The following is a 26,536-nucleotide window of genomic DNA, read 5'->3' as shown; positions in this document are numbered from 1 at the left end:
TCAACTGTCGCCAGTTCTCGGAGGAACGCATCCCGTAGATGACCGGGCGTGATTCCCGGCGGGCGCGTCGACAGACCCCCGACGGCTACGTGTGGTGAAGCCTTCGAGGCTGTGGTCACTCCTGTGGCTCGGCTTGCGCTTGAACGTATGCTGCATGAAGCCGCTCCATACGGGACGACTTCTCGTGTTTCATCAAGCGTCCTTGCTCCACTCCGTCACTCCTTGGCGGGAGCGCTTCTTGTCGCAGATAGGCCCCCACCAGTTCCTGCGATTCACGCGCAAGGTGCTCGATCCAATCGGTAAACCACATGATCTTGGTCGGACCGCTGCTGTACTCAACCCAGTTGGCAGCCATGTCCAGGGTCTCTTTGACGCGCTGGCGTAGTTCCGCTGAGGGCATCCGCAGAAGAGCTGCCTCGGCACGTTCTGTATGTCGACGCAGCGCTCGATGCCATTCGGTGCCGCTGCCGCCGGGTCCCATATCGTCAGGAGCATCGTGCGACTTCTGCTGAATGGCGAACAACTCAGTCAGGAGCGTCTCGGCAGCGGCTGAGGTTAGTTCGCCTTGCCGTTGTTCCCGGGCAGCTCTCGCTTGATGGCGCTGAGTGGCGACCGTCGCCCAGACAGAGGCACCTGCTCCAATGCCAGTTCCGACCAGGCCCGACAACGCTGCGATCCAAACCGATGCGTCCATGGCGACATCATGCCCAGGGGCTCGCACTCTCGCGTAGGAGTCTCTCAACTGTCGCTGGTTTCCCCAGGTGCCCAGCCTGCTGGTGACCTTCCGTGGTCTCCGGCGGCGTATCGGCTCCAGGTTCCGCCGGTCTCGTTGCGGAGGCGGCTGGTGGTCTTGTCGTGGTAGCCGAGAGCGTCCGCGACGACGGGTGCGGGCAGTTCGAGGAGTTGCTGGCGGGTGGCGGCGCCGCGGGCGGCGGCGATCGGGATTCCGACCTGGTTCAGGAGCACGGTCAGGTGGTTCGAGCCGAGCGGCTGGCCGGTCCGGCGGCCGGGGAAGAGCCAGCGGAGCACGCCGGGTTGGCGCTTTGACCTGGGGTTCGGCGGGGCGGAGCCTTCGGCAGTCGTGTTGATCACTGACCGGCTGGAGGTCCGGGATGCCGGTCGGGTTTCCGGCGGATGAGCAAGCCGCGAAGTACGCGGCGTACGACGGGGCGCCGCCCCGTACGGAGTTGGAGCGGTTCTTCTTCCCGGACGACGCGGACCGGGCGTTGATCGAGCCGAAGCGGCGGGCCCACAAACCGGCTCGGGTTCGCGGTGCAGAAGAAGGCTGGAGGCGAATCAGGAAACCTGACCAGCGGCCGCCGCGTCGGCGGCCCCAGGGACGGTCGGCTTCGCGGGAGCGGGTGGTGTGCGGTAGGCGCGAAGGGGCGCGTTGGTCGCGGCCACGGCGGCGATCGCCAGGATGGCGGACAGTCCGCCGAAGACCAGGGAGAAGGAGGCGGAGGTGGCCGACGCCAACAGGCCACCACGGAAGTTGCCGAGTTCGGGGCCCGCGACGCCGATGACGTGTTCCACCGAGGAGACCCGCCCCCGGTACGCGTCCGGGGTCTCCAGTTGAACCAGGGCACTGCGGGTGACGACAGACACGGTGTCGGCAGCGCCCGCCACGGCCAGGCATCCGAGCGCCAGCCACAACGGCCCCGCCAGACCGAAACAGGCCAGGGCCAGGCCCCAGACACCGGCTGCGGACAGCTGCACCAGGCCGCCACGGCGCCAGCGCGTCACCGTACCGGAGAGCAGACCGGCCGTGATCCCCCCGACTGCGAAGGCCGAGAGGAACAGGCCGAGGGTCTGCGGGTTACCCCCGAAGCGGATCTCGTTGACCAGCGGGAAGAGCGCAATGGGCATGGCGAGCAGCGTTGCGGACAGGTCGGTGGCCATCGAGCCCCACAGCGTCGGGCGACGCAGGACGATCCGCCAACCCCCACGCTCCGGCCGGCGACTGCCGCCCGCCGCGTCGGTACCTTCGGGCCGCATGGCAGGCAGGCGGATCACCGCGAGCATCGAGACGACCATGGCCGCGCCCTGGGCTGCGTATGCGGCAGGGAAGCCCCAGCGGGCGATGATGAGCCCTGCCAGCGCGGGCCCGGCCAGCATCGCTGCCTGGAAGGAGAGGTTGGTCAGCGCAAGACCGGCCGCGACCTGGTCGCCCGGCAACAACCGGACCGGGAAGGTACGCCGGGCAGGAGCTCCGAGAGCGCTGCAGCTCGTCCCCACGGCGACCAGGGCGAGCAGCAGCAGCACGTTTCGGTTGTCCGCCAGTGCCTGGGCACACAGCGCGGCGGCGGCCAGCAGTTGGCCTGCGGTGGTGGACCGCACCACCGCACGGCGGTCAACGGAATCGGCCAACGTGCCGCCGAGCAGCCCGAACAGCACCATCGGCAGGCCGGTGGCGAGCCCGATGGCACCGGTGCCTACCGGGCTGCCGGTCAGGTCCCAGACCTGGGCCAGCACCGCCACGTTGGCTATCTGCCCACCGACTTGAGAGACCGAGGTGCCGATCCACAGGTCGCGAAACGGCTGACTGTGACGCAGCGGGCGGGTGTCAAGGAGCCGGACACGGACACGCCCCCTCAACGCGGTGGCTCGACAAGGTGGTGGAGGATCCGCTGCCGCATCGACCGGCGTTCCAGCGCCCGCCGAACCTCTTCGACGGCGGTGGTCATCGCGTAGGGGATCTCGCTGTCCAGCTCGGCGACCGTCTCGTGAGTGGCGCGCCACTCCGCCTCCAGGAACGGCACCAGCGACCGGCCGCGCTCCGTCAGGTCGATCCGCCGGGTGCGGGCGTCAGGTCCCGGCTCGGAGGTGACCAGATCCTCCTTGCGCATGGCGGCGACGGTCTGGCTGGTCGCGGAGTGCGAGCGGTCCAGCGACTTCGCAAGCTCGCGGATGGTCAGTGGTCCGGTGTGGGCGAGCCGGATCAGCGGATAGGCGAACCGGGGCCGCACCCCCTCAATGCCGCGCTCGACGTATACCTGCTCGATCTCGGCATCCATGGCGGCCAGAAGCTCGTGCAGGGAGTGCCATGGGTCGGGGAGCGCTGTGGGATCCGAAAATGTCACAGCGCTAACATAACAGCACTGTTGCAATTGAGGTTCATGATCAACCGCCTGGCGCCGACGGCTGCACCAATGGCCCCGATACCGGGAAGACGCCCTGCCCGCGGTCAGCGCCGGGCGATCGCCCGGCGCGAGCAGGCTGATGACTTCGGCGATCGTCTCCGGGGAAGGGTGGAAGTACTCCCGTACGTGCTCTGCCTTCTTGTACCGGGACTTCGCCATCAGCATCAGCAGTCTCGCCCCTCCCTCGCCGAGGTGGGTCAGGCCGGAGTGACGCCACTCGTGCAGATCCCGGCCCGTGCCCGGTTCACCGCCGGGGGCCGTGTGCTCGTCCAGCAACATCCGGGCCTGCCCGCAGGAGAGGCGGGCGAGCCCAGTGTCCGGGCAGAGGGAGCGCGGGCTGACGACCTTGCCGGGGCCTGGCCTGCGGTGGGTGACGGTTGTACGACGGCGGGCACCACTTCCGCCTTGCCGCAGACAACAGGGCTGCTTCATGTACGGCCTGAATGGCCGTTCCCGCAGGTCGCGATCAGCTTTCCCACAGATAGCGGGGCGTTTATCTGCGGGAAGACTTCAGACGGGGCCGGTCACCGACGCTCTGCCGGCCGCCCACGAGGGCCGACGGAGACCTGGCGCCGGTTTTCGTTCCGAAGTTCCTCAACCCCCGGGGCCGCCCGGCCCGGCGGGGAGTTGCGGGTACGGAGGAGAACCGGAACCCGGCCCGGTGGGAGGCGGGGAACTGCGGGCGGTCCGGCGGGGCGGAGAGCCGCGGACGGTTCCGGCGGCGGCCACCGCGCCCGGCCGCCGGGGGCTCGCGCCATGGTCCGCGGGCTCACGCCGCTGTCCGCAGGTTCAGGTCACCGGGCGCAGAAGCAGGTCACAGCGCGCGGGATCACGTCCCGGTCCGGGGATTCAGGTCACGGTCCGGGGATTCAGGTCACGGCCCCCGGGGTTCACTTCGCCGTCCGCGTGATCACTTCCAGACCCGGGTGAGGAAATCGGCGATCAGCGGGGCGATCTCGGTCAGGTTCTCCTCCAGCGCGAAGTGACCGGTGGGGAAGGTGTGCAGTTCGGCGTCGGGCACATCGCGCAGATACGCGTGCGCACCGGGCTCCGGGAAGAAGGGGTCCCGGCTTCCCCAGACGATCAGCACGGGCGGGGTGTGCTCGCGCAGCCACGCCTGCCACTCTCCGTACCGCTCGACATTGGAGTGGTAGTCGAAGGCGAGGGTGAGCTGTGCCTCCTGGCGGCCGGGCCGGTCCAGGAAGAACTGGTCGAGTACCCAGCCGTCGGGGGCGATGTGCTCGGGCTCGCTCGTGCCGGTCTCGTACTGGGAGCGCGTACCGGCGAGGGTGAGCAGTTCCCGGACCGTGTCCTCGGCGCCCGGTGTCTGCGGGCGCAGCGCGATGAAGTCGCGTGCGCCTTGCGACAGGCCCTCCTCGTACGCGTTGCCGTTCTGCACGACCAGGCCCTCGATCCACTCCGGATGCCGGGTCGCCAGCCGGAAGCCGACGGGCGCGCCGAAGTCGAAGACGTACATCACGAACCGGGTCAGGCCGAGCCCTTCGACAAAGCCCTCGACGACATCGGCGAGCCGGTCGAAGGAGTAGGGGAAGTCCTCGGGCGTCTCGGTGTGGCCGAAGCCGGGGTAGTCGGGCGCGATCAGCCGGTAGTGCGAGCCGAGGACGTCGATGAGCCGCCGGAACTGGTGGGACGCCGACGGAAAACCGTGCAGCAGCAGCAGGACCGGGGCGTCGTCGCGGTCGGGTACGGACTCACGGTAGAAGACGCGCACGCCGTCGACATCGAGGCTCCGGTGGACGGTGCGGGCGGGCGAGAGCAGCATGACCAATGCCTCCATGGATTGTCTGGCCATGAGATTTACCCGGACAATCCTAATGGGTCAAGTTATTACGGTACCATTAGGAGTATGAGTGATAACACTCCGCTGACCGGTGAGCATCTGGCCCTGGACCTGGTCAACACACATCCGTACGCGACCGATCTGCTCACCACCCCCGCCGGCCTGGCGCGTTGGCTGGCCCTGGAGTCCGGCCGGATCCCCGGGGAGAGCGCGCGGCCCACCCGCGCCGATCTGGAACTCGTACGCGAAGTGCGGGCGGCTACTGCGGCCGCCCTCGGGGCCGTACGGCGGGGCGAGCGGCCCCCCACGGACGCTCTGGAGGTCTTGAACAGGGCCCAGCTGGACGCGCCCGCCGTACGCCGGCTCGGCTGGGACGGCACCGCCGTCACCGCCGTGTCGCACCGGGTCGGCGCCACCGCGGGCCGGCGGGTGGCGGGATGGCTCGCCGAGGCCGCCGCCGAGCTGCTGTCCGGGCCGGACGCGGGCCGGGTCCGCGAGTGCGAGGCCCCGGACTGCGTGATGCTGTTCCTCCCCGCCAATCCGCGCAGACGCTGGTGCTCGGCGTCCCGCTGCGGCAACCGCACCCGGGTCGCCCGTCACTACGCCCGGCAGAAAGGGGCGGGGAGAGAGGCGGAGGGGGCACACGGGGAGGCGGAGGGGGCGTGAGGCACCACGTATCAGAGGACGGGAAGTGCGGGCCGTGGGCGCGGACGGGCCGTGTCGGCGGGCGTCAGGCGCGGGTCAGTCGGAACAGCCGGATCCGGCGGGGCACCCGTGCCTGGTACGTGGCGTACGGCGGCCAGAACTTCAGGGCCCGCGCCCAGACCAGCTCCCGCTCGTCACCCTCCAGCAGTTGCGCCCGGACGGGGATGTCCTCGCCCTTCCAGTTGATGCCGGCGTCCGGGTGGGCGAGGAGGTTGGCCGTCCAGGCCGGGTGGCTCTCACGGCCGAAGTTGGAGCCGATGAGGATCCAGGAGCCCGTGTCCTCCTCGGGCATACAGGCCAGCGGGGTGACCCGGGGGAGGCCGGACTTCGCGCCGCGCGCCGTCAGGACGAGACCCGGCAGCATCCGGGCGCTCAGCAGGACCTTGCCCCGGGTCAGCCGGTGCACCGCGCGGTCCATCGCCGGAATGAAGTGCGGGGCGACCCTGGCGAAGCCCCGGGTGGAGGAGACCTTGCGCAGCAGCCGTACGCCCATCGGCGCCCCGGCCGCCATCACACCGCCTCCGCCTCGGGCGCCTCGGGCACGACGAACAGGCCCGCCGCCTCCGCCGCGTGCCCCCGCAGCCGGTGCACCGGGCCGAACAGCAGCTCGTCGGCCGCCGCGCGCTTGAAGTAGAGATGCGCCTCGTGCTCCCAGGTGAAGCCGATGCCGCCGTGCAGCTGCACCGCCTCCGCCGTGACCACGCGCAGCGCCTCCAGGCTCTGGGCGAGGGCGAGCCCCGCGTCGTCCGGGTGCCGTGCCGCGTAGTACGCCGCCGAGCGGGCCGCCTGGACCCGTACATACAGATCGGCGAGCCGGTGCTTGACCGCCTGGAAGGAGCCGATCGCCCGGCCGAACTGTTCCCGCTCCTTGACGTACTCCACCGTCCGGTCGAGCGCACTCGCCGCCGCCCCGACCGCCTCCGCCGCGAGCAGCGCCGCCACCCGGGCACCGGTCGCGGCGAGCGCGCCGGGCACCCCATGCGCGCCGCCGCCATGGCCCGCGGCCCCGATACCGCCCTCGCCGCCGTGCCCGTGGGCGTTCTCGCCCGTGTCCTTGTCTGCGACCTTGCCCGCGTCCTCGCCGGTCGCCTCGCCGATGTCCTCGCCGAGCAGTTCGGCGGCGCAGTCGCGGAGTTCGATACGTGCCTGGGGGCGGGTCTCGTCCAGCGTGGTCTGGCGCGTACGGGAGAGCCCGGCCGTTCCTTCCCGTACCAGGAACAGCAGCGTCCGGCTGCGCGGGAAGCCGCCGGTGTGCGCGGCGACGAGCAGGAGCCCCGCGCTGTGGCCGTCGAGGACCTGGGTCGCCTCCCCGTACAGCAGCCAGCCGTCCGAGCCGTCGTCCGCCGGGCGGGCCTGGATGCCTCCGGCCCTGCCTCCGCCCGCCCACTCTCCCGTGGTGTTGTCGCCGATCAGGGCGAGCGCGGTGGCAAGGCCCCCGCCGGGGACGGCGAGTGCGCAGGTCAGGGACCCGTCGGCAATACGCGGCAGCAGGTCGGCACGCTGGGCGGGGGTACCGAGCGCGGTGATCAGGGGGGCGCCGAGGCCCGAGGTGGCGAGCAGTGGGGAGGGCAGCAGGGCCCGGCCGGTCTCCTCACAGGCGAGGGCGAGTTCGGGGAGCCCGCAGCCGACGCCCCCGTACTCCTCGGGAAGCGCGAGCCCGGGCAGCCCGAGCTGCTCGGACAGCCGCGCCCACAGCCGGGGGTCGTGGCCGTCGCCGGTGAGCACGGCGGCCCGGACCTCGCTCGGGCCGGAGCTCTTGGCCAGCAGCTCGCGCAGGGTGCGGCGGATCTCGTCCTGTTCCGCGGTGAAGGCGGTGTCCATGGGGCCCTCCATTTCTGACGAGGCGTCATGCTAGGGGGGCCGACTCCAGATGGACAGCCTTCTGCACAGGTCGGCGCCAGAAGCGGAGGCGGAGGCGCCGCAAGGGGCCGGGGCGGAGGCGGGCCGGGGCGGGAGTGGAGGCGGAGGGCGGGGGCGGTCGCCCGGCTGGGGCGGCGGTGGCCCTCCCGGCCGGGGTCAGCAGATCAGCCGACGTCGACAGAACCGGCCGGGGCGGGAGAACCGGCCGGGGCGGGAGAACCGGCCGGGGCGGGAGAACCGGCCGGGGCGGGAGCGGCCCAATCGGCCCGGGTCAGCAGAAACGGCCTGTTGAGCAGATCCAGCCGGGGTCGACCGCGGCCACCCGGCCCGGTCGGCGGAAACGGCCGAGGCCGGCAGCACCCCACCCGGCCCGGGAGCAGCAGAACCAGCCGGCGGTGCGGTGGCCTCACCCGGCCCACATCAGAAGTTCCGGCCGAGGCCGGCAGTTCCGGCCGCGATCAGCTGATCCGTCCCGGGTCGGCGCCCGGATCGGCGCCCGGATCGCCGCTCGGGTCGGCCGCCGTCGCCGTCGCCACCGCCGTCGCGCGGAGCAGATCGCGCACCAGGTCGTAGTCGATCTTCTCGATACGCCGGAAGCGCAGACACCCCTTGCCCATGTCATGGCCCGCCAGCCGGCTTTCGAAGGCTTCCCGCACGTCCACACGCAGCAGATAGAGGGAGATGTACTGCTTCTGGTTGGCGAAGGCGATCTCTCCCTGTTCCGCTCCGGGCCGCCGGTACACCGGCATCCCGTACGCCATCAGCTCCTCGTAGCCCGCCAGCTCCGTACGGCACAGCTCCCGGATACGCGCCAGCGCGGTTCGCCTGCCCTCGTCCGTCACTTCCGCGAGGTAGCCGTCCACGTCCGGCGCGGTGCTCTGGACCATGTTCCGCTCCCTACTCCACTCCCGGTATCTGATGTACCGTCAGATTTATGTCTACTCCCCCGCGGGCTGCCCGCAAGGTCGCCATCGTCGGCATATCCCTGTCGGACGGCGGACGTGTCGACGGTCCCACCCCCTACACCCTGCACGCCCAGGCCGCGCGCCGCGCGCTGGCCGACTCGGGTCTCGACCGTTCGGTCGTCGACGGCTTCGGCTCGGCCGGACTCGGCACGCTCGCGCCCATCGAGGTCGCCGAGTATCTGGGGCTGAAACCGCGATGGGTGGACTCGACGGCCGTCGGCGGAGCGACCTGGGAGGTCATGGCCGCGCATGCCGCCGATGCCATCGCCGCGGGTCACGCCAATGCCGTCCTCCTTGTCTACGGCTCCACCGCCCGTGCCGACATCAAGGCCCGGCGCCGCACCTCCAATCTCTCCTTCGGCAGCCGGGGGCCGCTGCAGTTCGAGGTGCCGTACGGGCACACCCTCATCGCCAAGTACGCCATGGCCGCGCGCCGCCATATGCACGAGTACGGGACCACGCTGGAGCAGTTCGCCTCGGTCGCCGTCCAGGCGCGGGCGCACGCCGCTGCCAACCCGGACGCCATGTTCCGCGACCCGATCACCGTGGACGACGTCCTGGACGGGCCGATGATCGCCGATCCGTTCACCAAGCTGCACTGCTGCATCCGCAGTGACGGGGGCTGCGCCGTACTGCTCGTCGCGGAGGAGTACGTCCCGGACACGGCGAAGGCCCCGGTGTGGATCCTCGGCACCGGCGAGTACGTCTCCCATACGACCATGTCCGAGTGGGACGACTTCACTATCTCCCCGGCCGCGGTCTCCGGACGTCTCGCCTTCGAACGCGCCGGGCTCGGCCCCGGTGAGATGGACATCGCCGAGATCTACGACGCCTTCACCTATATGACCCTGGTGACCCTGGAGGACCTGGGGTTCTGCGACAAGGGCGAGGGCGGCGCGTTCGTCGAGAAGGGGCGGATCGGGCCGGGCGGCGAACTGCCCGTCAACACCGACGGCGGCGGCCTCTCCGCCTGCCACCCCGGGATGCGGGGTCTGTTCCTCCTGGTCGAGGCGGTACGGCAGCTCCGCGGTGAGGCCGGCGGCCATCAGACCCTCCGGCGCGACGGCGAACCTCCCCGACTGGCCGTGGCCTCCGGCACGGGCGGCTGGTTCTGCTCCTCGGGAACGGTCGTCCTCGGCCGCGACTGAGTCACGGGTGGTGGTGGAAGGACAGGGAGCCCGAATGCGGGGGCGCGGACGTTCCGCCTCTCCGGCTGTTCGAGGAGCGGGGTCCGGGACGGAGCCCGTATGCGGGAGCGCGGTGGGTCGGGGGCCGGGAGCCTCGGGCGGCCGTCGGGGTGCGGTTGACTGGGGTGATGGACAACGACCCGGGGGCCGCGTTCCGCAGCCTCCTGCACAGCCAGCGTGTCTGGGACACCGACCTGCCCGTCTTCGATCCGGCCGACGCGCCGGACGAGCCGCTGCCGCTGTTCCATCAGTGGTTCGCCCAGGCCGTGGCGGCGGGGCAGCCGGAGCCGCACACCATGGCCCTGGCCACCGTCGACGAACACTCCCGTCCCGACGTACGCACCCTGATGCTGCACGACGCCGACGAACGCGGCTGGCACTTCGCCTCCCACACCACCAGTGCGAAGGGGCGTCAACTGGCCGCGTGTCCCGAGGCCGCCCTCGGCTTCTACTGGGCCGCCCAGGGGCGCCAGATCCGTGTCCGGGGTCCGGTCGGCGCGGCCGGGTCCGACGTGAGCCGGGCCGATCTGCACGCCCGGTCCACGGGTGCGCTGGCCGCGGCGCTCACCGGTCACCAGAGCGAGGTCCTCGGCTCGCTCGACGAACTCGCCGCCGCCTCCCGTACCGCCTGGCAGCGGGCGCAGGCGGAGCCGGACGCGGCCGTTCCGACGTGGACGCGGTACGTCCTGGAGCCGCGTGAGGTGGAGTTCTTCCAGGGGCATCCCGAGCGGCGCCATGTGCGCCTCCGGTACGGACGTGGTTCCGGCGGCGGGTGGCGGCGGGAGCTGCTCTGGCCCTGAGCGCGCCCGGCCCCGGGCTCGGGGCAGCGGAGGTCCGCGTCCTCCGCATGCGCGGGCGCTTGCGGGGCTCCACCCCGGACCCCGCTCCTCAAACGCCGGAGAGGCTGAAAATCCCGCACCCCGCCACAACAACCCCACACAGGCCGAAAACCAAGCCCCTCCCCGCAACCACCACCCCCGCATGCGCGAGCACTCGCGGGGCTCCACCCCGGACCCCGCTCCTCAAACGCCGGAGAGGCTGAGAATCCCGCAGCCGCGCTCCTCAATGGCGGGGAGGGGCACGTTCCCTCAGTCGCTGCTCCGGGGGCGGGTCTCGCGGAGTTTTGAGGCGTGGCCGAAGCCGATGGCCGCGGTGAAGGGGTGGATCAGCTCCTCGCTCAGCCGGCCGTCCTGAAGCAGCGGGAACAGGGGGAGCACACCGCTCGGGCGGGCGTCGGCGCGCAGGAACGCGCGGCTGTAGAACGCGGCGGACCAGCGGCCCTCGGGGTCGCGCCACTCCTCGGCCAGGCCGGGGGCATGGGCCGTCAGGACCGTGTGCTCCCGCCCGGCGAGCCGCGCGAAGAGCCGGGCCGCGGGCTCGCCGCCCGTCGTGTACTCGGAGTGGTACAGCCGAACGCGCCGGTCACGGCCCCGGGTGCGGTCGCCGAACCAGGCGAGCAGCCGTTTCTCGTACTCCGGGGTGCTGATCCCGGTGAGCCGCTCGTTGAGGGACAGGTCGAGGTCCCACCACTCCCGCCAGGCGTCGGAGAACTCCGCCGGGTCCGCGCCGAACAGTTGCGGCGGATAGTGCCGGGGCAGCGGGATCGGGCCCTGGCGGAGGAGCCCGAACATGCCCGGCATACAGCTGCTGAAGCCGCACACGGTGACATTGCCCAGACCGGGCGGCGGCTCCGGGACCGTGATGCCCGCCCGGGGCACCGGCATCACCGGCAGGGCCCCGACCTGGGCGCTGCTGCCCTGCCAGCGGGAGAAGTCACCGCCGGGGCCCGAGCCGCCCGGCGGGCGGTAGCCGAACCGGTGGAGGAAGTGGATCACTTCGAGGAGCAGCCGGTGCATGCCCGCCTGGGAGCCGAACGGCTGCCAGGCGTGCTGCCCGTTCTCCTTGCTGCCCTTCTTGTCGGGTTTCAGCGCGGGGAAGACCGGCAGCACCACAACGGCCGGGCGTCCCGACACGTGCTGGGACTGGATGAGTGCGAGATCGCGCATCAGATGGCGGTAGCCGACGACGACATACGGCTGTTCGGCGGCCCGGCCCTCCGTGCCGAGCGCGTAGGGATAGCCGCTGCGGAAGGGGTAGGTGGTGTGCGGGTACTTCCCGGTGAGGGTGCTCGGTGTGAAGTAGCAGATCACATCGAGGGCCGCCCGGGATCCCGCACCGGAACCCGCCGCCGGCGCGGAGGCACCGGAGGCGGAAGCTCCCGAGGAGGCGGAGCCGTCGGGCGGGGCCTTCGGCGCCCATACCGCGACCAGGAAGCGGGGCTCGCCGGGCCGTCTGCCGGAGACGCTGCCGTACTCCAGCCAGAGGAAGCCGCCCGTGTCGGCGAGGGCGACGGTCCTCTCGGTGGTGCGGAAGCGGTCCCAGCCGTCCTTGTCGGTCTCGCCGAGGGCGGTGGGGGACTCGTCGTCCGAGCCGGGCGAGTCCTGGAGCGTACGGATCCCGGCCTTCTCCAGCCACATCGGGGTGAGCGGGGCGCCCGGGAGGTTCAGGGAGGCGTACCGGCGGGGCTGGCCGTTTCCCTCCGCGAAGAACACTCCGGACGGATCCTCGCCCGTGCCCGCCGCCGCCCTGGCCGCGAGCGGGGCCTGACGGATCCGGCCCAGCTCGACCGTGACGGAGATGTCGTCGCCGCTGCGGGTCACGACGGCTCCCCGGTTGTCCCAGTGGACGGTGGTGTCCGGTTCGGCGGGCGGCCGTGAGGGGAGCGCGGAGGAGGTGAGGGTCAGTGCCTCGTCCACGTAGTCGGGGTGGCGGATCACCAGCGAGATCCGGAACCAGCCGGTGAAGAAGAGGGACAGCAACGCGGGGCGGTCCGCCGGAACCGTGACCGTACGGGAGGCGGGGGTCGGGGTGATGGGGTCCGTCCACTCCATCGTGACCTGCGCCTGGCCGGCCGGGGGGATTCCCCGGACGTCCTGGATCGTGAGCGTCAGCCGGTCCGCCATCAGAGCTGGGTCCCCGTCTTGGGGTCGTACCGGACCTCCGTGGCGACGATCTGGTCCGTGGGCATGATCTCGATCCACTGGTCGAAGACCTGGAACGGCACCGCGCCGGACGCCTCGAACCCCTTGTCCAGCGGGTCGAATCCGCGCTCGTAGACCTTGTCGGCGGGCAGATAGTTGACCGGCGTGCCGTCCGGCAGCCGCTCACTCACCTTCACCCGGGACTTCTCCCACTCGCCGGAGATCACCACCGCGAGATAGCGGATGGCGTCGTGCACGGTGAGCCGGTCGACGGTCAGTTCGCGATAGCGGGCGGCGAGGGCGGGGTCCTTCCACTGATACCGCTGGAGGGCGATCAGCATGCGTCCGCGCTCCCCGGGGATCGCCTCCGCGTACAGATCGTCCAGCCCGTCGGTGCCCTCGACCCCGACATTCGTGAGCCACTCCAGCGCGTCGAACTCCCGGCCCTGCCGGATCGGCACCACCGCCTTGACCCAGGGCGCGTTCAAGAACGCGTTGCGGAGATTGTCGCCGTCGAGCTGGAGCAGCCAGCCGAGCGAACTGCCGAGGCGGGCGGGGGCGGAGTCGGCGGTGATGTAGTAGTCGTCGGCGGTGTTGGTGCCGCCCCAGCCGACGACCGTGCTTCTCTCGAACTCCTCCCGCTCGGTGTCCGAACTGAAGCCCAGGTTCTCCCTGACCGCCAGTCTGTTGGGCACCCACCACTCGGGCGCGACGAAGTAGAGCATCTTGTCGACGTCGAACAGGCTCTGCACCAGCTCGGCCATGACGTGCTGCGTCTGGGCGCCCAGACTGTCGAGTCCGGTGCCCCGGAAGAGCTGGCGGACCAGATCGCGGTAGACGACGACACGCTCCTCCTCGCGCAGATCCTCGAACCGGCGGGGGCCGATGGCGGAGGCCAGCTTCACCCGCTCCTGCGCCGCCTTGTAGAACGCCTCCTTCGCGACGCGCTCCTTCTCCTGGTCCACCTCCTTCAGCCGTTCCGCGTTCTCCTTCTCGATCTGGGCGATATAGGCGGCGGTGGGGCCGTAGTTCACGGTGAAGCGGTAGGGGAACATCTCCCCGTCGTCGCCGCTGTGGCCGCGCATACGCAGCTTGAGGACGTTGTTGCCCCCGGGGGCCGGCCGGATGTCCAGGGCCGCGACATTGCTGCTGGTCCACTGCACATTGGTGTGGCCCTTGTACTCGTATCCGTACTTCGGGTAGAGCTGGAGATCGTTCAGCTGGTCGTCGAAGTAGTCGTCGTCGGGGCCCTTGTGGGTGCCCTCCACGGTCTCCTGGTACTGCTCGGGCGCGGGGACGAGCTGGGCGGGCTGGACCTGGGTGTCCGGGGGCTGGGCGATATGGACGAGCCGGGCGACCCCGAGCTGGTCGCCGGGCCGGTCCACATAGGTCTGCCAGCACATCTGGGTGCCGATGTCCTGCACCTGGACGCCGACCTGGCGCATCTTGCGGCGCAGTTCGTAGTTGACGAGCTGCGCGGTGGTGTTCTGCAGGAGGTAGCGCTTGCTGGAGGTGTCCGTGGTCTCCACGACCGTCTTGAACGTCGACCTGAAGCTGCGCTTGATCTCCGAGGAGAGCTTGATGGTCTGCTGGCGCAGCTGCTTGTGGGTCTGCTCCTTGGCGGTCTTGCGGGAGTCCTCGGCGTCATAGCTCGTGCGCGCGGTGGCCTGGGTGTTGAACACCCCGAGCTTGCCGTCGGTGGTGACGTCCAGACTGACGCCGAACTTCGTACTGCTCTGGTTCTCCTCCCGGACGGACGAGGACAGCTCGTCCTCGGTCCTGCTCTCCTGCTCGCTGCGGTCGGTGGTCTCCAGCGACGACTCGGTCGTGCGCTCGGTGAGTGTACGGCGGGTGCTGATCTCGATCAGCTCGACGCTGGCGCCGGGGCTGAGCCAGATGTGCTGGACCGGCGGCCCGAGGAAGGAGTCGAACTCGAAGAAGTACTGGCGGAAGAGATGGACGACGCCGAGGGGCGAGAGGGACGCTTCCGGGAGCGCGACCGCCGCTCCCCCGTTCTCCCTGGCTCCCGGGGACCCCGCCGGGCCGACGCCCAGGAGGGCGGCGAGGGCGGCGACGGCCGGTACGTCCACCTGATGGGCACCGGCGGCGAACATCGCGTGCAGTACGTCGTAGCGCCCGGTCTGCTGCAACTGCCTGAGGGTGCCCGCGATCTGCGATTCCCGGGCGGCGAGCGCCGCCTTGCCGGACAGGTCGGGGGCCCCGGACGGGCCCGCTCCCCCGGCGTGGACGACGACCCCTCCCTGCGAGATCTTCGTCGCCGCCGTCCGCAGCAGCTCGGCCAGACCTTCCGGCCCGACGAGCCGGTCCCATACGGCCGGTTCCGTGAGGTCCTCCTTCTGGAGACGGGCGACCAGCTCCCGGGCGACCACGCCGTCGAGCACTCCGGGCAGGGCGGAGGTCACCGCCGGGACCGGTGAGCCGGGCTCGATGGTGATCACGGGGTCGGCCGCCGCCCGGGGATCGGCGCCCGGAGCATCGGCGGGATCCACCCACCGCGCGGACACACTGACCCCACCCGCTTCCCCTTCGGCAACGGCTCCCCCGGCCCCTCCCGGTCCGGCTCCGGCCTCCGCTCCCTCGCCGGGGAGCGCCGGCGCGGGCGGCACCGAGTACGACGGGCGCATTTTCTCGGTCAGCGCCGCGGCCAGCGACCGGTTCAGATCGCCGCCCGCCGTCCCGAACCGTCTGGACAGCCGAGCCGACTTCCAGCCCAGCAGCGGCTGATACACGCCGTACAGCTCCGACGCGTAGGGCAGAGAACCGTCGAACTTGGCGAAGTTGACCTTCATTGCGCACGCTCCCTTCGGGCCGCCCCGGACGCTTCCGGCGCGCATCCGGTGCCGTACGCAACAGGCTGCTCCCGAATGGAGGTTCGCGTATATGTCCGCAAAGACATCGCCGGTTGAAACCACCTGGCGGAGTGAGCGTCTGGCGTGCGTCCGCCAGATCTGAGAGGCCGGGGTCCGGATCAGCCCCGTTCGCGGACGCTATCGCCGCCCCGGGGCGGATACCGATCGGGCATTGTCACCGCCCCGGCCGGACGCTGATCGGACGCTATCGCCGCCCGTCCGGTGCGCCGGTCGGGGGCTATCGCCGCACCGGACGGAAGACCGGAACGGCCATCCCCGCGGGCACCTCCCCACCCCCGGCCTCCGCACGAGACCCGCCCTCGACACGCACCCCGCTCCCGGTACGGGACGACCCGTCCTCCACGCGGAAGGCGACCTCCAGTTCCATCCCGACGGTCAGCTCCCGCTCCTCGCACTCGACCACCTCGGTCATCATGCGCGGCCCTTCGGCGAGATCGACCACGGCGGCGGCATAGGGGACCCGCGCACCGAACGGCGGCAGATCGTTCCGGTGCACCACGGACCAGGTGTAGAGGGTCGCCCGTCCGCTCGCCCGCTCCCAGCCGACGTCCTCGCTCCAGCAGAACGGGCAGAACTCGCGCGGGTAGTGGTGGGCCTTCCCGCAGGCGCGACAGCGGCGGATCAGCAGCCGCCCCCCGGCCGCCGCGTCCCAGTAGGTACGGGTGAAGTCGTCGACATCGGGGGTCGCGGCCGAAGGCACGCCGGCGGAGGGCGCCGTGGCCGGCCGTATCGCGGCGGAGGGCGTCGCGGCCGGAGGCACCGCACCGGAGGACTTCGCGGCGGAAGGCGCCACAGAGGATGGCTCCTCGGCGGAAGGCGTCGGCGTACCACGGTTCGCGGTCATCAGAACAGTCCGATCGCGTTGTCGAGCGACCACGTCTGCCAGGACATCGCGAAGAGCGCCACGAACGAGATCAGGGCCATCATCGCGTTCTGCCCCTGCTCGGCCCAGTCGTGGATCATCAGCACCAGATAGAGCAGATTGAGCAGCAGCCCGCCGACGAGGGCTATCGGGGTGAGAAAACCGCTGATCAGGCCGAGTCCGAGGGCGAGTTCGGCGTAGACGACGATATACGCCATCACCTTGGGACGCGGCTCGACGATCTTCCGGAAGCCGTCCTTCACGAAGGGCCAGCGGTGCTTGCCCGCCACCTCGGCCGCCCACGCGATACCGGTCCCTCGCTCGAACCAGCCCTTCCTGTCCTTGTGCCGCCAGCTCTCCAGCCACCACAGGCCGAGACCGATACGGAGGACGGCGCCCCATTCGGCACCGGTGAGCCAGACGGTCTGCATCCGGACCGGACCTCCCTCTTCCCAAGTTTCTGACGGTACGTCAGTTCAGCCGATGGAGGCGCCGGAGCGCAAGAGGCATGCGCATCCGATCGGCCGGGCCGGACGAGAACAGGCACACGCAGTCAAGAAAAGGCGAGAAGAGGCGGGATCGGCCGGGAACAGACGCGAGCAAAGGTGATCAGAAAGGAAGACCGCCGGGAAGCAGCCGGGAACCAAGTCGGAACAAGCCGGAACCAGTCGTACCGTACGTGATCAATTCGCAATCGATTTCCGCCTTGACTGAGACCCATCAACAGAGCGCGGCAGTACGCTCACGCCTCATGGCCGGCGAAAAATCGAAGTCCGCGGGGAAGTCCGGAAGGAAGTCCCCGGCGGACAGAGGCGGGGGCTTCGACCGCACCGACGACCGACCCGTCTATGTCGTCGGAGGCGGCCCGGGAGGTCTCGCCGTGGCCGCGGCGCTGAAGGAGCGGGGCGTACGGGCCGTCGTACTGGAGAAGTCCGATGCCGTCGGCGCCTCCTGGCGGGGCCACTACGACCGGCTGCGCCTCCACACCACCCGGCGGCTGTCGGGACTGCCCGGTCTCCCCATGCCCCGGTCGTTCGGGCGCTGGGTCTCCCGCGACCATGTGGTCCGCTATCTGGAGAAGTACGCCGAGTTCCACGAGCTGGAGATCGTCACGGGCGTCGAGGTCTCCCGTATCGAACCGGCGGGCTCCGACTGGCTGCTGCACGCCACGGGCGGCCGGCGGCTCACCGGGCGCGCGGTCGTCGTCGCCACCGGCCACAACCACACCCCGCGGCTGCCCGACTGGCCGGGCCGCGACGGCTGGGGCGGCGAACTGCTGCACGCGCGCGAGTACCGCGAGCCGTCCCCCTACGCGGGCAAGGACGTCCTGGTCGTCGGCGCGGGCAACACCGGCGCGGAGATAGCCGTCGATCTGGCGGAGGGCGGCGCCGCGCGGGTACGGCTCGCGGTGCGCACGACCCCGCACATCGTGCGCCGCTCCCTGGCCGGCTGGCCCACCCAGCGCAGCGGCGTCCTGATCCGCAGGCTGCCCGCCGCGGTGGTCGACCGGCTGGCCCGGCCGCTCACCCGGATCTCCGTACCGGATCTGACCGCCCATGGCCTGCCGCGCCCGGACACCGGTCTGTACTCGCGGGTCAAGGAGGGCGCGATCCCGGTGCAGGACGTGGGACTGATCCACGCCGTACGTACGGGGAAGGTCGAACCCGTCGCGGCGCTCGCCTCCTTCGAGCCGGACAAGGCCGTCCTCGCCGACGGGACCAGCCTCGCCCCGGACGTGGTGATCGCGGCGACGGGGTACCGGCGGGCGCTGGAAGGGATGATCGGGCACCTCGGCGTACTCGACGCGAACGGGAAGCCCCTCGCACACGGCCGCCGCACTCCGGCGGGGGCGCCGGGGCTGTACTTCACGGGGTTCACCGATCCCATCAGCGGAATGCTCCGTGAGATGGCGATCGACGCGCGCAGGATCGCGAAGGCGCTGGCGGCGCGCTGAGGCGGGGTGGCGGCCGGGGAGGCGCGGGTCGGCCGGGGGCGCGGATGCGTTGACGGGCGCCGGGGCGCCGAGGGTCGCGCCCCGCTGACGTGCGCCGGGGCACGGATGCGTTGAGGGGCGCCTGTACGCCGAGGGGGCGCGGACGGGCTGAGGTGCGCCGACACACCAGCACGCCAAGAGGCGCGCCCTTGAGGGCCGCCGACCAGGTGTCCGGCCGACCTCCCGGCGAAGGAGGCGGACCGAGGGAGAGCCGTGGCCGGGCAGGGCCGCCAGTGAGGGGGCCGTACGCGATTACGCCGACCGGGCCCTCCCCTGTACGGCCCGGTCGGCGCAGCTCATCGCTCGCTCAACTCAGCGTCTGCGCGGACGACTGTGTTACTGTCCCCGCGATTCGGCCACGGACCCGGCGAAACCCGGTCATCCGCAGTCCGCTCCCGGTGGTTCCCGTACGAGCCGCCCGCCCCGAGCGAGCCACACCCACCCCACCGGAACCACCCTGAGGCCCCGGACCACTACCGGCCGGTGGCCCCGGCCCCGGTGAACCGCCTCCTGCCAAAGGCCCCGGCCCCCGGGCCACTTCGCCCCCGGACCGCCTCCGCCCCGAGGCCCCGGACCGCCCCCGCCCCCGCCCCCGGACCTTCTCCGCCCGGAGGCCCCGGCCCACCTCAGTCCGGACCCGTCCAGCGGTCTGCCGACGCCGTTTCCCGGGTATGGGACCCGAGTTCCCGGGTAGGGGACCCGAGAACCCCCGCACCCTTTGCCTGCAGACCCATTCCTGACATGCCGTCAGTTCTGTAATCTGACTATGCGTCAGTAACTTTGGACTTGGCAACGAGCAGGAGCGGGGCTCACGATGCTTGGATCTACTCACGGCACCCTCACCTCCGACCTCCGCGCACGCGTAGTGGCCTGCGGAGAACAGCCCCGCGACGCCATCCACGACACCGCGTCGGTCACCCCGGCCGACGGGGACAGGGATGTCAGCGGGCGTCCGCTGTACGCGCCCGTGCCCGATCTCGACCGGTTCTTCCGGCCCGCGTCCGTCGCCGTCGTGGGGGCGTCCGATGCCGAAGGCCGCCCCAACACGGGTATCACCCGGCAGCTCATCGACTGGGCCGGACGCGTGGGCGCGCGGCTCTACCCCGTCCATCCCACCCGGGACCGGGTCTTCGGGCTCCCCTGCGCCCCCCGCGTGGCCGACCTGCCCGAAACGGTCGATCTGGCCGTCCTGCTGGTCGGCGACCCCCTGCCCGTCATCGGTGAACTCGCCGAGGCCAAGGTCAGATTCGCCGTCGCCTTCGCCTCCGGATACGCCGAGACCGGCGAGGCGGGCGCCGCGGCCCAGACCCGGCTCGCCGCCGCCGTCGAACGGGCCGGCCTACGGCTCCTCGGCCCCAACACCAACCTCAACGCCTTCGAGAGGTTCCGCGACGACCTCGACGGACCGGCCATCGCGCTGATCACCCAGTCCGGCCACCAGGGTCGCCCGGTCTTCACCCTCCAGGAGCTGGGGGTACGCCTCTCCCACTGGGCACCCACCGGCAACGAGGCCGATCTGGAGACCGCCGACTTCATCTCGTACTTCGCGGAACGGCCCGAGGTCGGCGCCATCGCCTGCTACGTCGAAGGGCTCAAGGACGGGCGTTCCTTCCTGCTCGCCGCCGACCGGGCGGCCCGGCGCGGGGTGCCGGTCGTCGCCGTCAAGGTGGGGCGTACCGAGACAGGCGCGCGGATGGCCGCGTCCCACACCGGCAAACTCACCGGCGCCGACCAGGTCGTGGACGCGGCCATGCGGCAGTACGGAGTCATCCGCGTCGACGGGCTCGACGAACTCCAGGACACCTCCGCCCTGCTGGCCCGCGCCCGCAGGCCGCAGTCCGACGGGGTCGTCGTCTACTCCATCTCCGGCGGTACCGGCGCGCACTTCTCCGACCTCGCGACCGCCGCCGGGCTGCGGCTCCCCCGCCTCTCCGCCGCCAGGCAGGACGAGCTGCACCAGTGGATACCGGAGTATCTGAACGTCGCGAACCCCGTCGACAACGGCGGCCACCCCGTGGGCGACTGGCGCGGCCGGAAGATCATCGACGCCATCCTCGCCGACCCCGGGGTGGGGGTGCTGATCTGCCCGATCACCGGCCCGTTCCCGCCCATGAGCGACAAGCTGGCGCAGGACCTCGCGGACGCGGCCGAGGCGACGGACAAACTGGTCTGTGTGGTGTGGGGTTCGCCGGTCGGTACGGAACCCGCGTACCGCGAGACCCTGCTCGGGTCCTCCCGGGTCGCCACCTTCCGTACCTTCGCGAACTGCATCACCGCCGTACGCGCCTATCTCGACCACCACCGCTTCACCTCCGGCTATCTCTCCCCCTTCGACGAGGCCCCCCGCACCCACTCGCCCTCCTTCCGCAAGGCCCAGGCGCTGTTGCGCCCCGGCCAGCAGCTCAGCGAGCACTCCGCGAAGCAGTTGCTGCGGGCGTACGGGATCCGGGTGCCGCGCGAGCAGCTGGTGACCAGCGCGGCGGCGGCGGTCCGGGCGGCCGGGCTGGTCGGCTACCCCGTCGTCATGAAGGCATCGGGCACCCGGCTCGCCCACAAGACCGAACTCGGCCTGGTCAAGGTCGGTCTCACCTCCGCGAGCCAGGTACGCGACGCCTACCGCGAACTGACCGACATCGCGCGGTACGAGGGCATCGAGCTGGACGGCGTTCTCGTCTGCCAGATGGTGGAAAAGGGGGTGGAGATGGTCGTCGGCGTCACCCAGGACGCCCTGTTCGGGCCGACGGTGACCGTCGGGCTCGGCGGGGTGCTGGTGGAGGTCCTCCAGGACGCGGCCGTAAGGGTGCCCCCGTTCGGCGAGGGCCAGGCGCGCGCCATGCTGGACGAACTGCGCGGACGGGCGCTGCTGGACGGAGTCAGGGGCGGGCCACCGATGGACGTGGACGCGCTCGTCGAGGTCGTTCTGCGGGTCCAGCGGATGGCGCTGGAGCTGGGCGACGAACTGTCCGAACTGGACATCAATCCGCTGATGGTGCTGCCGCGCGGTCAGGGCGCGGTGGCGCTGGACGCGCTGGCGGTGTGCCGATGAACGAGGGGCCGCAGATGAAGCGGATGAACGAGGGGCCGCCGGAGGATCAGCCGGTGAACGAGGGGCCGTGGAAGGACGGACCGCCGGAGCACGGGTCACCGCAGGGTGTGCCGGACACCGCAGCTGCGGTGAGCGGCGGACCGGGAGACAACGGACCGGAGAACAACGGACCCGGAAGCAACGAATCGGGAAGCAACGAATCGGGGAGCAACGGACCGGGAAGCAGCGAATCGGGGAGCAACGGACCGGTGAACGCCGACGAGGTACTGCACCGGGTCGAGAACGGGGTCTCCTGGATCACCCTCAACCGGCCCGAGGCGATGAACGCGGTCACCTGGGACCAGCGTGAGCGGATCATCGCCCTGCTGGGGACGGCGTCCCGCGACCCGGAGGTACGGGCCGTCGTCATCGGCGCCACCGGCAGGGGGTTCTGCGCGGGGGCGGATCTGCGGGGCTCACCGCAGGCCGGGCGGGAGCGGATCGCCGGGGATGTCGCCCGGACGATCCGCCAGGGCGCGCAGCGGTTCATCGGGGCCGTACTGGACTGCGAGAAGCCGGTCATCGCGGCCGTCAACGGTACTGCCGCCGGTATCGGCGCGCATCTCGCCTTCGCCTGCGATCTGGTTCTCGCGGCCGAACCCGCGCGGTTCATCGAGGTGTTCGTACGGCGGGGGCTCGTCCCGGACGGCGGCGGAGCGTATCTCCTGCCCCGGCTCATCGGTCCGCAGCGCGCGAAAGAGCTGATGTTCTTCGGCGACTCCCTGCCGGCCGCCGAGGCGCAGCGCCTCGGGCTCGTCAACCGTGTCGTGGCCCCGGACGAGCTGGAGAAGACGGCCCGCGAATGGGCCGAACGGCTCGCCCAGGGGCCGACCCGGGCGCTCGCCCTCACCAAGCAGCTGGTGAACGCGTCGCTGGAATCCGACCGGGTGACGGCGTTCGCTGCGGAGGCGGCGGCTCAGGAGATCAATATGACGACCCGGGACGCGAACGAGGGCGTCACGAGCTTCGTCGAGCGCCGGACACCGGAGTACCGGGGCCACTGAGCCCGGGCCCGCCGGAGCTGTCCGGCCCCGGGGACCGGGTGCACCCAGGAGACGGAATGAACCCGGGACGGAGTGCACCCGGGGAACGGAATGGACCCGGGACGGAGTGGACCCGGACCGTTGAGCCCTGGGCGAGGCGGGCCCTGCCCCGAGCAGGTCCGTACCGTCCAGGGCCCGCTCATGGCAGTGAATCGCGGGCACCCACGTCCGTCATGTCGCCATGCCGTCGAACCAAGGCAGCCGCCGCTGACAAGTCCCGCCCCCGATCGCCCCATCACACGGGGCGCGGGGGCACGGGAAGCGGGTCCCTCTTCCGATCCCCGGACACCTGACCCCGGACACCCTGTCCCGCACCTTCACATCTGACGATCCGTCAGCTTCAATGGGTGTGTGATGGGACACGCGGCCATGGCCGCTACCGCCGTCCGGTACCTCCGTTCCGTCGGGGCGCCCACGGCCGCCGGGCCGGACGCCACGACCGCCGCCGAGCGGTTCGGCGTACTGCCGCGGCCCGAACTGCGGGCCGTCGGCGACGACGAGCGGCTGCCGCTCGACCCGGCGGAGTTCCGGCGGGTCCTCGGGAACTTCCCCACCGGGGTCACCGTCATCACCACCCGTGACGAGGACGGCCCCGCCGGATTCGCCTGCCAGTCGTTCTCCTCCCTGTCGCTCGATCCGCCGCTGATCGTGTTCATGGTCGGGCGTACGTCGACGACCTGGCCGCGCATCGCCCGCGCCGGGACCTTCTGCGTCAACGTCCTCGGCAAGGAGCAGGGCGGGCTGTGCCGGGGCTTCGCGGTGAGCGGGGCGGACAAGTTCGCCGGGGTGGCGAACGGGCCCGCGCCGGTGACCGGGTCACCGCTGCTGGAGGGCGTTCCGGCCTGGGTGGACTGCTCGGTCCAGGCCGTGCACACCGGGGGCGATCATCTGATCGTGGTGGGGCGGGTGGAGGCGCTGGGGGCGTCCGGGGAGAGCGAGCCGCTGGTGTTCCACCGGGGGACGTTCCGCCGGCTCGACAGCTGACCGGCGGCCGTACGGAGCCGGGCCCGCCTCCATGCCCGAGGGGCCCGCTCATGGCCGGGGCCACTTTCACGGCCGGGCCCGCACCTGGCCGGCCCGCACCTGGCCCGGAGCCCACCCGGCCGGGCCCATCCACAGAGGGGAAGGCTCCCCCGGCAGGAAAACCGGATGCCCGCCCTCCCCCGCCCTGTGTACCGTCCGGAGCGTGGAACCCCTCAGTGACCAACAGATCCGCACCTCCTTCGTGAACTGCACGAAGGGCGAGGCGAAGCGGCTCCGGCTGCCCCTCGACTTCGCGGATCTGCCCTGGCAGGACCTCGATTTCCTCGGCTGGACCGACCCGGGCGCGCCCCTGCGCGCCTATCTCGTCATCCCGCGGAAGACCGGCGGTCCGCTGGGCCTGAGCCTGCGTGTGCCGGGTACCACCAACTCCGGCGCGTTCAAGTCCAGCATCTGCAATGTCTGCCTGACCGGGCACGCCTCCTCCGGTGTGAGCCTGCTCGTCGCCCCGCTGGCCGGGGAGCGCGGGCGGCAGGGCAGCAGCGTCGGGCTGTATCTGTGCGCGGATCTCGCGTGCTCGCTCTACATCCGTGGCATCCGGCAGCCGAAGCTGCGGTTCGTCCGGAACGAGGAGAGCCTGACGGTGGACGAGAAGATCACGCGGGTGATGGGGAATCTGGAGGCGTTCGCCGCGAAGGTCACGGCCTGAGGGCTGTCCCGCAGGCGCGGGTGCGGCCGGGCGCCCCGGAGCAGGCCCGCGTACGTCCGTGGCATGAGGGCGCGGATAAGCCGAGGTCCCGGTGAACCCGGCGGCCCTGGCCGACGTCTCCGTACGCCTGCCGTCTCCCGGGCACGACCAGCCGCCCTGTCCCGTACGTCTCCCAGCCGCGTGCCGTACGTGCTCCAGCTTCTCGTACGCCCCAGATCTCGCCCCGATGACGGCAGCCTCCGAGTATCACGCGGCTGACCAGGCCCTCCGGCGGCAACTGACCCCTGATTCCCACGCGTTGTTACAGGTGTCAGCTGTTTCTCTCCCCAGACCAGGAGGAACCTTTGAGGAAGCGTGTGTTCGCTCTCGCCGGGGTCATGGCCATCGCCGCCGTGCCGGCGCTCGCCACGCCCGCCAGTGCCGTCAAACGCTGCGAGAGTCCCCCTCAGGATTACATCAGCAATATCCAGTTCGTCGTGGAGACCTGCGTGGAAAGGCACCACACCACGGGGAAATTCCAGGCACGCGTGACCGTGAAATGGACAAAACTGAACAACCCTGGTGGATTCACGCAGTTCGACGTCTACACGCGCCTGGAGCGGAACGACGCCTTGATAGAAGGCAGGAACTGCGACTTCGAATCCAAGATCAACAGATACGACAGCGGCGCGGAAACGTGTGCGACCGCGTGGTCGACCCGTAACCCGCCCCTGACGGGCGACGGGACGATCTACTACAACACCGGCCCCGGCCAGAAGACCTGGCAGCTCCCGGGGACGCCCTCCATCCGCTAGCGGAGCACCGTCGCGCAGACGGGGTGGCGCACAGCTCAGCGCCGCTCGGCCGGGACGTCCTCGGGCGTCCCGGCCGGGCCCCCGGCCACCGGGAGCGGGCCCGGCGCGAGCACCGGCAGCGGTTCGCGCCGGATCACCAGGGCCATCAGCGCCGCGACCGCGCACAGGGCGCCCGACGCGTACCAGATGACGTCGTACGAGCCGAACACGTCCCGTGACACCCCGCCCGCGTACGCGACCACCGCCGCGCCCACCTGGTGCGAGGCCAGCACCCAGCCGAAGACGATCGCGCTGTCCTCGCCGTAGTGCTCCCGGCACAGGGCGATCGTCGGCGGGACGGTCGCCACCCAGTCCAGGCCGTAGAAGACGATGAAGAAGATCATCGGGGGCTGGACGGTGGGCGCGAGCAGCATCGGCAGGAAGAGCAGGCTGATGCCCCGCAGCGCGTAGTACACGGCGAGCAGCCGGCGGGGCTCGTAGCGGTCGGTGAGCCAGCCGGACGCGACCGTGCCGATGACATCGAAGACGCCGATCACCGCGAGCAGCGAAGCCGCCGCCGTGATCGCCATGCCGTGATCGTGTGCGGCGGGCACGAAGTGGGTCTTGACCAGGCCGTTCGTGGAGGCGCCACAGATCGCGAAGGTGCCCGCGAGCAGCCAGAACGGTCCGGTGCGGGCCGCCTTGAACAGCACGGCCACCGCCCGGCGCGCGGCCCCCGGCACCGGGGGCGGCTTGGGCGTGAACCCCTCCGCCCCGTACGCGGCGAGCCCCACGTCCGCCGGATGGTCACGCAGCAGCAGCCAGACGAAGGGCACGACGGCGAGTGCGGAGAGCGCGACGGTGACGGCGGCCGGGCGCCAGCCGTGGTCCTCCACCAGCCAGGACAGTACGGGGAGGAAGACCAGCTGCCCGGAGGCTCCGGCGGCGGTGAGAACGCCGGTGACCAGGCCCCGCCGCTGGACGAACCAGCGGTTGGTGACGGTCGCGGCGAAGGCGAGGGCCATCGTGCCGCTGCCGAACCCGACGAGGATGCCCCAGTACAGCATCAGCTGCCAGGCCGCCGTCATGAACACCGTCAGGCCGGAGCCGACCGCAATCACCGTGAGGGCGACGGCCACGACCCGGCGTATGCCGAACCGGTCCATCAGGGCCGCCGCGAACGGCGCCGTCAGCCCGTACAGCGCGAGATTGACCGAGACCGCGAAACCGATCGTGCCGCGCGACCAGTCGAACTCCTCGTGCAGCGGGTCGATCAGCAGCCCGGGGAGCGACGCGAAGGCGGCGGCGCCGATGATCGTCACAAAGGTGACGGCGGCGACGTACCAGGCGCGGTGGACGTTACGGGGAAAGCGACGGGGCCGGAGCGGGCGGCGTGGAGAGCGCGCGATCTCGGGGGTTTCGGTCACGGTGTCCAGCTTCAGGGGGCCGGTGCGCCGCATCGAGTGGCCTGAGGGACAGCATTCGATAGGATCGGGCCATCGCCGCGACGCGGCATCCAACCCCACGAAGAAGGCCGCACGGGCCCGCATCTTCGCGCTG

Annotated in this window: 22 protein-coding genes and 2 pseudogenes; 10 read left to right on the top strand and 14 right to left on the bottom strand. The window is 71.2% G+C overall.

Annotated elements, in window-relative coordinates; translation table 11 throughout:
• Positions 1 to 115: 115 nt before the first annotated feature.
• Both ACIBCM_RS14790 and ACIBCM_RS14785 read right to left on the bottom strand, forming a co-directional pair.
• Positions 116 to 694 carry a hypothetical protein gene (locus ACIBCM_RS14790; protein WP_399243033.1) on the bottom strand — a complete coding sequence of 193 codons (579 nt, stop codon included), beginning with the start codon at positions 692 to 694 and terminating at the stop codon, positions 116 to 118.
• Positions 695 to 738: 44 nt separating this feature from the next.
• Complete coding sequence (locus ACIBCM_RS14785; RefSeq protein WP_399243031.1) at positions 739 to 1,029, bottom strand: hypothetical protein; 291 nt, start codon at positions 1,027 to 1,029, stop codon at positions 739 to 741.
• Between the two features lie 83 nt (positions 1,030 to 1,112).
• Here ACIBCM_RS14785 and ACIBCM_RS14780 point away from each other — a divergent pair.
• Positions 1,113 to 1,278: pseudogene (locus ACIBCM_RS14780) on the top strand (DUF4158 domain-containing protein); the annotation flags it as partial.
• 18 nt (positions 1,279 to 1,296) lie between these two features.
• Here the strand turns inward: ACIBCM_RS14780 and ACIBCM_RS14775 are convergent.
• From ACIBCM_RS14775 to ACIBCM_RS14760, 4 genes and pseudogenes are all read right to left on the bottom strand, one after another.
• Positions 1,297 to 2,595, bottom strand: a complete 1,299-nt coding sequence (locus tag ACIBCM_RS14775; protein WP_399243029.1) for an MFS transporter — start codon at positions 2,593 to 2,595, stop codon at positions 1,297 to 1,299.
• Entirely contained in the window at positions 2,592 to 3,080 is a 489-nt protein-coding gene (locus ACIBCM_RS14770) for a MarR family winged helix-turn-helix transcriptional regulator (RefSeq protein WP_399243323.1), read from the bottom strand. The genes ACIBCM_RS14775 and ACIBCM_RS14770 overlap by 4 nt, the downstream gene beginning before the upstream one ends.
• A gap of 117 nt (positions 3,081 to 3,197) precedes the next feature.
• Positions 3,198 to 3,515, bottom strand: a pseudogene (locus ACIBCM_RS14765) (site-specific integrase); the annotation flags it as partial.
• A 535-nt stretch (positions 3,516 to 4,050) separates the two neighbouring features.
• Positions 4,051 to 4,953, bottom strand: coding sequence for an alpha/beta fold hydrolase (locus ACIBCM_RS14760; protein WP_399243027.1), 903 nt, complete (start codon positions 4,951 to 4,953; stop codon positions 4,051 to 4,053).
• A gap of 54 nt (positions 4,954 to 5,007) precedes the next feature.
• Between ACIBCM_RS14760 and ACIBCM_RS14755 the strand changes: the two genes are divergently transcribed.
• Positions 5,008 to 5,607, top strand: a complete 600-nt coding sequence (locus ACIBCM_RS14755) for a CGNR zinc finger domain-containing protein (protein ID WP_399243025.1) — start codon at positions 5,008 to 5,010, stop codon at positions 5,605 to 5,607.
• Between the two features lie 64 nt (positions 5,608 to 5,671).
• Here the strand turns inward: ACIBCM_RS14755 and ACIBCM_RS14750 are convergent, their stop codons facing one another.
• The 3 genes from ACIBCM_RS14750 to ACIBCM_RS14740 form a co-directional block, all read right to left on the bottom strand.
• Positions 5,672 to 6,157, bottom strand: a complete 486-nt coding sequence (locus ACIBCM_RS14750; protein WP_399243023.1) for a nitroreductase family deazaflavin-dependent oxidoreductase — start codon at positions 6,155 to 6,157, stop codon at positions 5,672 to 5,674.
• Positions 6,157 to 7,467, bottom strand: coding sequence for an acyl-CoA dehydrogenase family protein (locus tag ACIBCM_RS14745; RefSeq protein ID WP_399243021.1), 1,311 nt, complete (start codon positions 7,465 to 7,467; stop codon positions 6,157 to 6,159). Before ACIBCM_RS14745 ends, ACIBCM_RS14750 begins: the two co-directional genes overlap by 1 nt.
• A gap of 497 nt (positions 7,468 to 7,964) precedes the next feature.
• A complete protein-coding gene (locus ACIBCM_RS14740) occupies positions 7,965 to 8,393 on the bottom strand; it encodes a DUF1801 domain-containing protein (protein ID WP_399243020.1) in 429 nt (142 codons plus the stop codon).
• A gap of 47 nt (positions 8,394 to 8,440) precedes the next feature.
• Here ACIBCM_RS14740 and ACIBCM_RS14735 point away from each other — a divergent pair, with 47 nt between their 5' ends.
• Together ACIBCM_RS14735 and ACIBCM_RS14730 are read left to right on the top strand one after the other, a co-directional pair.
• The gene (locus tag ACIBCM_RS14735; RefSeq protein WP_399243018.1) at positions 8,441 to 9,619 is read left to right on the top strand and encodes a thiolase C-terminal domain-containing protein; all 1,179 of its coding nucleotides are present in this window, start codon (positions 8,441 to 8,443) and stop codon (positions 9,617 to 9,619) included.
• Between the two features lie 167 nt (positions 9,620 to 9,786).
• Positions 9,787 to 10,458, top strand: a complete 672-nt coding sequence (locus ACIBCM_RS14730) for a pyridoxal 5'-phosphate synthase (protein ID WP_399243016.1) — start codon at positions 9,787 to 9,789, stop codon at positions 10,456 to 10,458.
• Positions 10,459 to 10,746: 288 nt separating this feature from the next.
• Here the strand turns inward: ACIBCM_RS14730 and ACIBCM_RS14725 are convergent, their stop codons facing one another.
• The 4 genes from ACIBCM_RS14725 to ACIBCM_RS14710 form a co-directional block, all read right to left on the bottom strand.
• Positions 10,747 to 12,621 (bottom strand): hypothetical protein, encoded by a 1,875-nt coding sequence (locus ACIBCM_RS14725; RefSeq protein WP_399243014.1) that lies wholly within the window; start codon positions 12,619 to 12,621, stop codon positions 10,747 to 10,749.
• A complete protein-coding gene (locus tag ACIBCM_RS14720) occupies positions 12,621 to 15,449 on the bottom strand; it encodes a hypothetical protein (protein ID WP_399243012.1) in 2,829 nt (942 codons plus the stop codon). The genes ACIBCM_RS14725 and ACIBCM_RS14720 overlap by 1 nt, the downstream gene beginning before the upstream one ends.
• Positions 15,450 to 15,747: 298 nt before the next feature.
• Positions 15,748 to 16,230: a Zn-ribbon domain-containing OB-fold protein gene (locus tag ACIBCM_RS14715; RefSeq protein WP_399243010.1), complete on the bottom strand. Its 483-nt coding sequence runs from the start codon at positions 16,228 to 16,230 to the stop codon at positions 15,748 to 15,750.
• A 143-nt stretch (positions 16,231 to 16,373) separates the two neighbouring features.
• Positions 16,374 to 16,823 (bottom strand): DoxX family protein, encoded by a 450-nt coding sequence (locus ACIBCM_RS14710; protein ID WP_399243008.1) that lies wholly within the window; start codon positions 16,821 to 16,823, stop codon positions 16,374 to 16,376.
• Positions 16,824 to 17,143: 320 nt separating this feature from the next.
• Between ACIBCM_RS14710 and ACIBCM_RS14705 the strand changes: the two genes are divergently transcribed.
• The 6 genes from ACIBCM_RS14705 (at position 17,144) to ACIBCM_RS14680 (ending at position 24,997) form a co-directional block, all read left to right on the top strand.
• Positions 17,144 to 18,346: a flavin-containing monooxygenase gene (locus ACIBCM_RS14705; protein ID WP_399243006.1), complete on the top strand. Its 1,203-nt coding sequence runs from the start codon at positions 17,144 to 17,146 to the stop codon at positions 18,344 to 18,346.
• Between the two features lie 853 nt (positions 18,347 to 19,199).
• Positions 19,200 to 21,431, top strand: coding sequence for an acetate--CoA ligase family protein (locus tag ACIBCM_RS14700; RefSeq protein WP_399243004.1), 2,232 nt, complete (start codon positions 19,200 to 19,202; stop codon positions 21,429 to 21,431).
• Positions 21,432 to 21,679: 248 nt separating this feature from the next.
• Positions 21,680 to 22,474 carry an enoyl-CoA hydratase/isomerase family protein gene (locus tag ACIBCM_RS14695; protein ID WP_399243002.1) on the top strand — a complete coding sequence of 265 codons (795 nt, stop codon included), beginning with the start codon at positions 21,680 to 21,682 and terminating at the stop codon, positions 22,472 to 22,474.
• A gap of 408 nt (positions 22,475 to 22,882) precedes the next feature.
• Positions 22,883 to 23,497 (top strand): flavin reductase family protein, encoded by a 615-nt coding sequence (locus ACIBCM_RS14690; protein ID WP_399243000.1) that lies wholly within the window; start codon positions 22,883 to 22,885, stop codon positions 23,495 to 23,497.
• A gap of 202 nt (positions 23,498 to 23,699) precedes the next feature.
• Complete coding sequence (locus ACIBCM_RS14685; RefSeq protein WP_399242998.1) at positions 23,700 to 24,203, top strand: FBP domain-containing protein; 504 nt, start codon at positions 23,700 to 23,702, stop codon at positions 24,201 to 24,203.
• Between the two features lie 344 nt (positions 24,204 to 24,547).
• Complete coding sequence (locus ACIBCM_RS14680) at positions 24,548 to 24,997, top strand: hypothetical protein (RefSeq protein ID WP_399242996.1); 450 nt, start codon at positions 24,548 to 24,550, stop codon at positions 24,995 to 24,997.
• Positions 24,998 to 25,032: 35 nt separating this feature from the next.
• Here ACIBCM_RS14680 and ACIBCM_RS14675 read toward each other — a convergent pair whose 3' ends face one another.
• The gene (locus ACIBCM_RS14675; RefSeq protein WP_399242994.1) at positions 25,033 to 26,436 is read right to left on the bottom strand and encodes an MFS transporter; all 1,404 of its coding nucleotides are present in this window, start codon (positions 26,434 to 26,436) and stop codon (positions 25,033 to 25,035) included.
• Positions 26,437 to 26,536: the final 100 nt, after the last annotated feature.

The organism is Streptomyces sp. NPDC051018 (genome assembly GCF_044456085.1).
Classification (GTDB): Bacteria; Actinomycetota; Actinomycetes; order Streptomycetales; family Streptomycetaceae; genus Streptomyces.
The sequence above is the reverse complement of the archived record's forward strand: the minus strand, read 5'-3'. Positions and strand labels throughout refer to the sequence as shown.

What these genes read in the sequence shown, in the direction of transcription:
- ACIBCM_RS14790 (WP_399243033.1), bottom strand. Translation starts at nt 694, where the DNA reads ATGGACGCATCGGTTTGGATCGCAGCGTTGTCGGGCCTGGTCGGAACT.
- ACIBCM_RS14760 (WP_399243027.1), bottom strand. Translation starts at nt 4,953, where the DNA reads ATGGCCAGACAATCCATGGAGGCATTGGTCATGCTGCTCTCGCCCGCC.
- ACIBCM_RS14755 (WP_399243025.1), top strand. Translation starts at nt 5,008, where the DNA reads ATGAGTGATAACACTCCGCTGACCGGTGAGCATCTGGCCCTGGACCTG.
- ACIBCM_RS14750 (WP_399243023.1), bottom strand. Translation starts at nt 6,157, where the DNA reads ATGGCGGCCGGGGCGCCGATGGGCGTACGGCTGCTGCGCAAGGTCTCC.
- ACIBCM_RS14745 (WP_399243021.1), bottom strand. Translation starts at nt 7,467, where the DNA reads ATGGACACCGCCTTCACCGCGGAACAGGACGAGATCCGCCGCACCCTG.
- ACIBCM_RS14740 (WP_399243020.1), bottom strand. Translation starts at nt 8,393, where the DNA reads ATGGTCCAGAGCACCGCGCCGGACGTGGACGGCTACCTCGCGGAAGTG.
- ACIBCM_RS14735 (WP_399243018.1), top strand. Translation starts at nt 8,441, where the DNA reads ATGTCTACTCCCCCGCGGGCTGCCCGCAAGGTCGCCATCGTCGGCATA.
- ACIBCM_RS14730 (WP_399243016.1), top strand. Translation starts at nt 9,787, where the DNA reads ATGGACAACGACCCGGGGGCCGCGTTCCGCAGCCTCCTGCACAGCCAG.
- ACIBCM_RS14725 (WP_399243014.1), bottom strand. Translation starts at nt 12,621, where the DNA reads ATGGCGGACCGGCTGACGCTCACGATCCAGGACGTCCGGGGAATCCCC.
- ACIBCM_RS14720 (WP_399243012.1), bottom strand. Translation starts at nt 15,449, where the DNA reads ATGAAGGTCAACTTCGCCAAGTTCGACGGTTCTCTGCCCTACGCGTCG.
- ACIBCM_RS14710 (WP_399243008.1), bottom strand. Translation starts at nt 16,823, where the DNA reads ATGCAGACCGTCTGGCTCACCGGTGCCGAATGGGGCGCCGTCCTCCGT.
- ACIBCM_RS14705 (WP_399243006.1), top strand. Translation starts at nt 17,144, where the DNA reads ATGGCCGGCGAAAAATCGAAGTCCGCGGGGAAGTCCGGAAGGAAGTCC.
- ACIBCM_RS14700 (WP_399243004.1), top strand. Translation starts at nt 19,200, where the DNA reads ATGCTTGGATCTACTCACGGCACCCTCACCTCCGACCTCCGCGCACGC.
- ACIBCM_RS14690 (WP_399243000.1), top strand. Translation starts at nt 22,883, where the DNA reads ATGGCCGCTACCGCCGTCCGGTACCTCCGTTCCGTCGGGGCGCCCACG.
- ACIBCM_RS14675 (WP_399242994.1), bottom strand. Translation starts at nt 26,436, where the DNA reads ATGCGGCGCACCGGCCCCCTGAAGCTGGACACCGTGACCGAAACCCCC.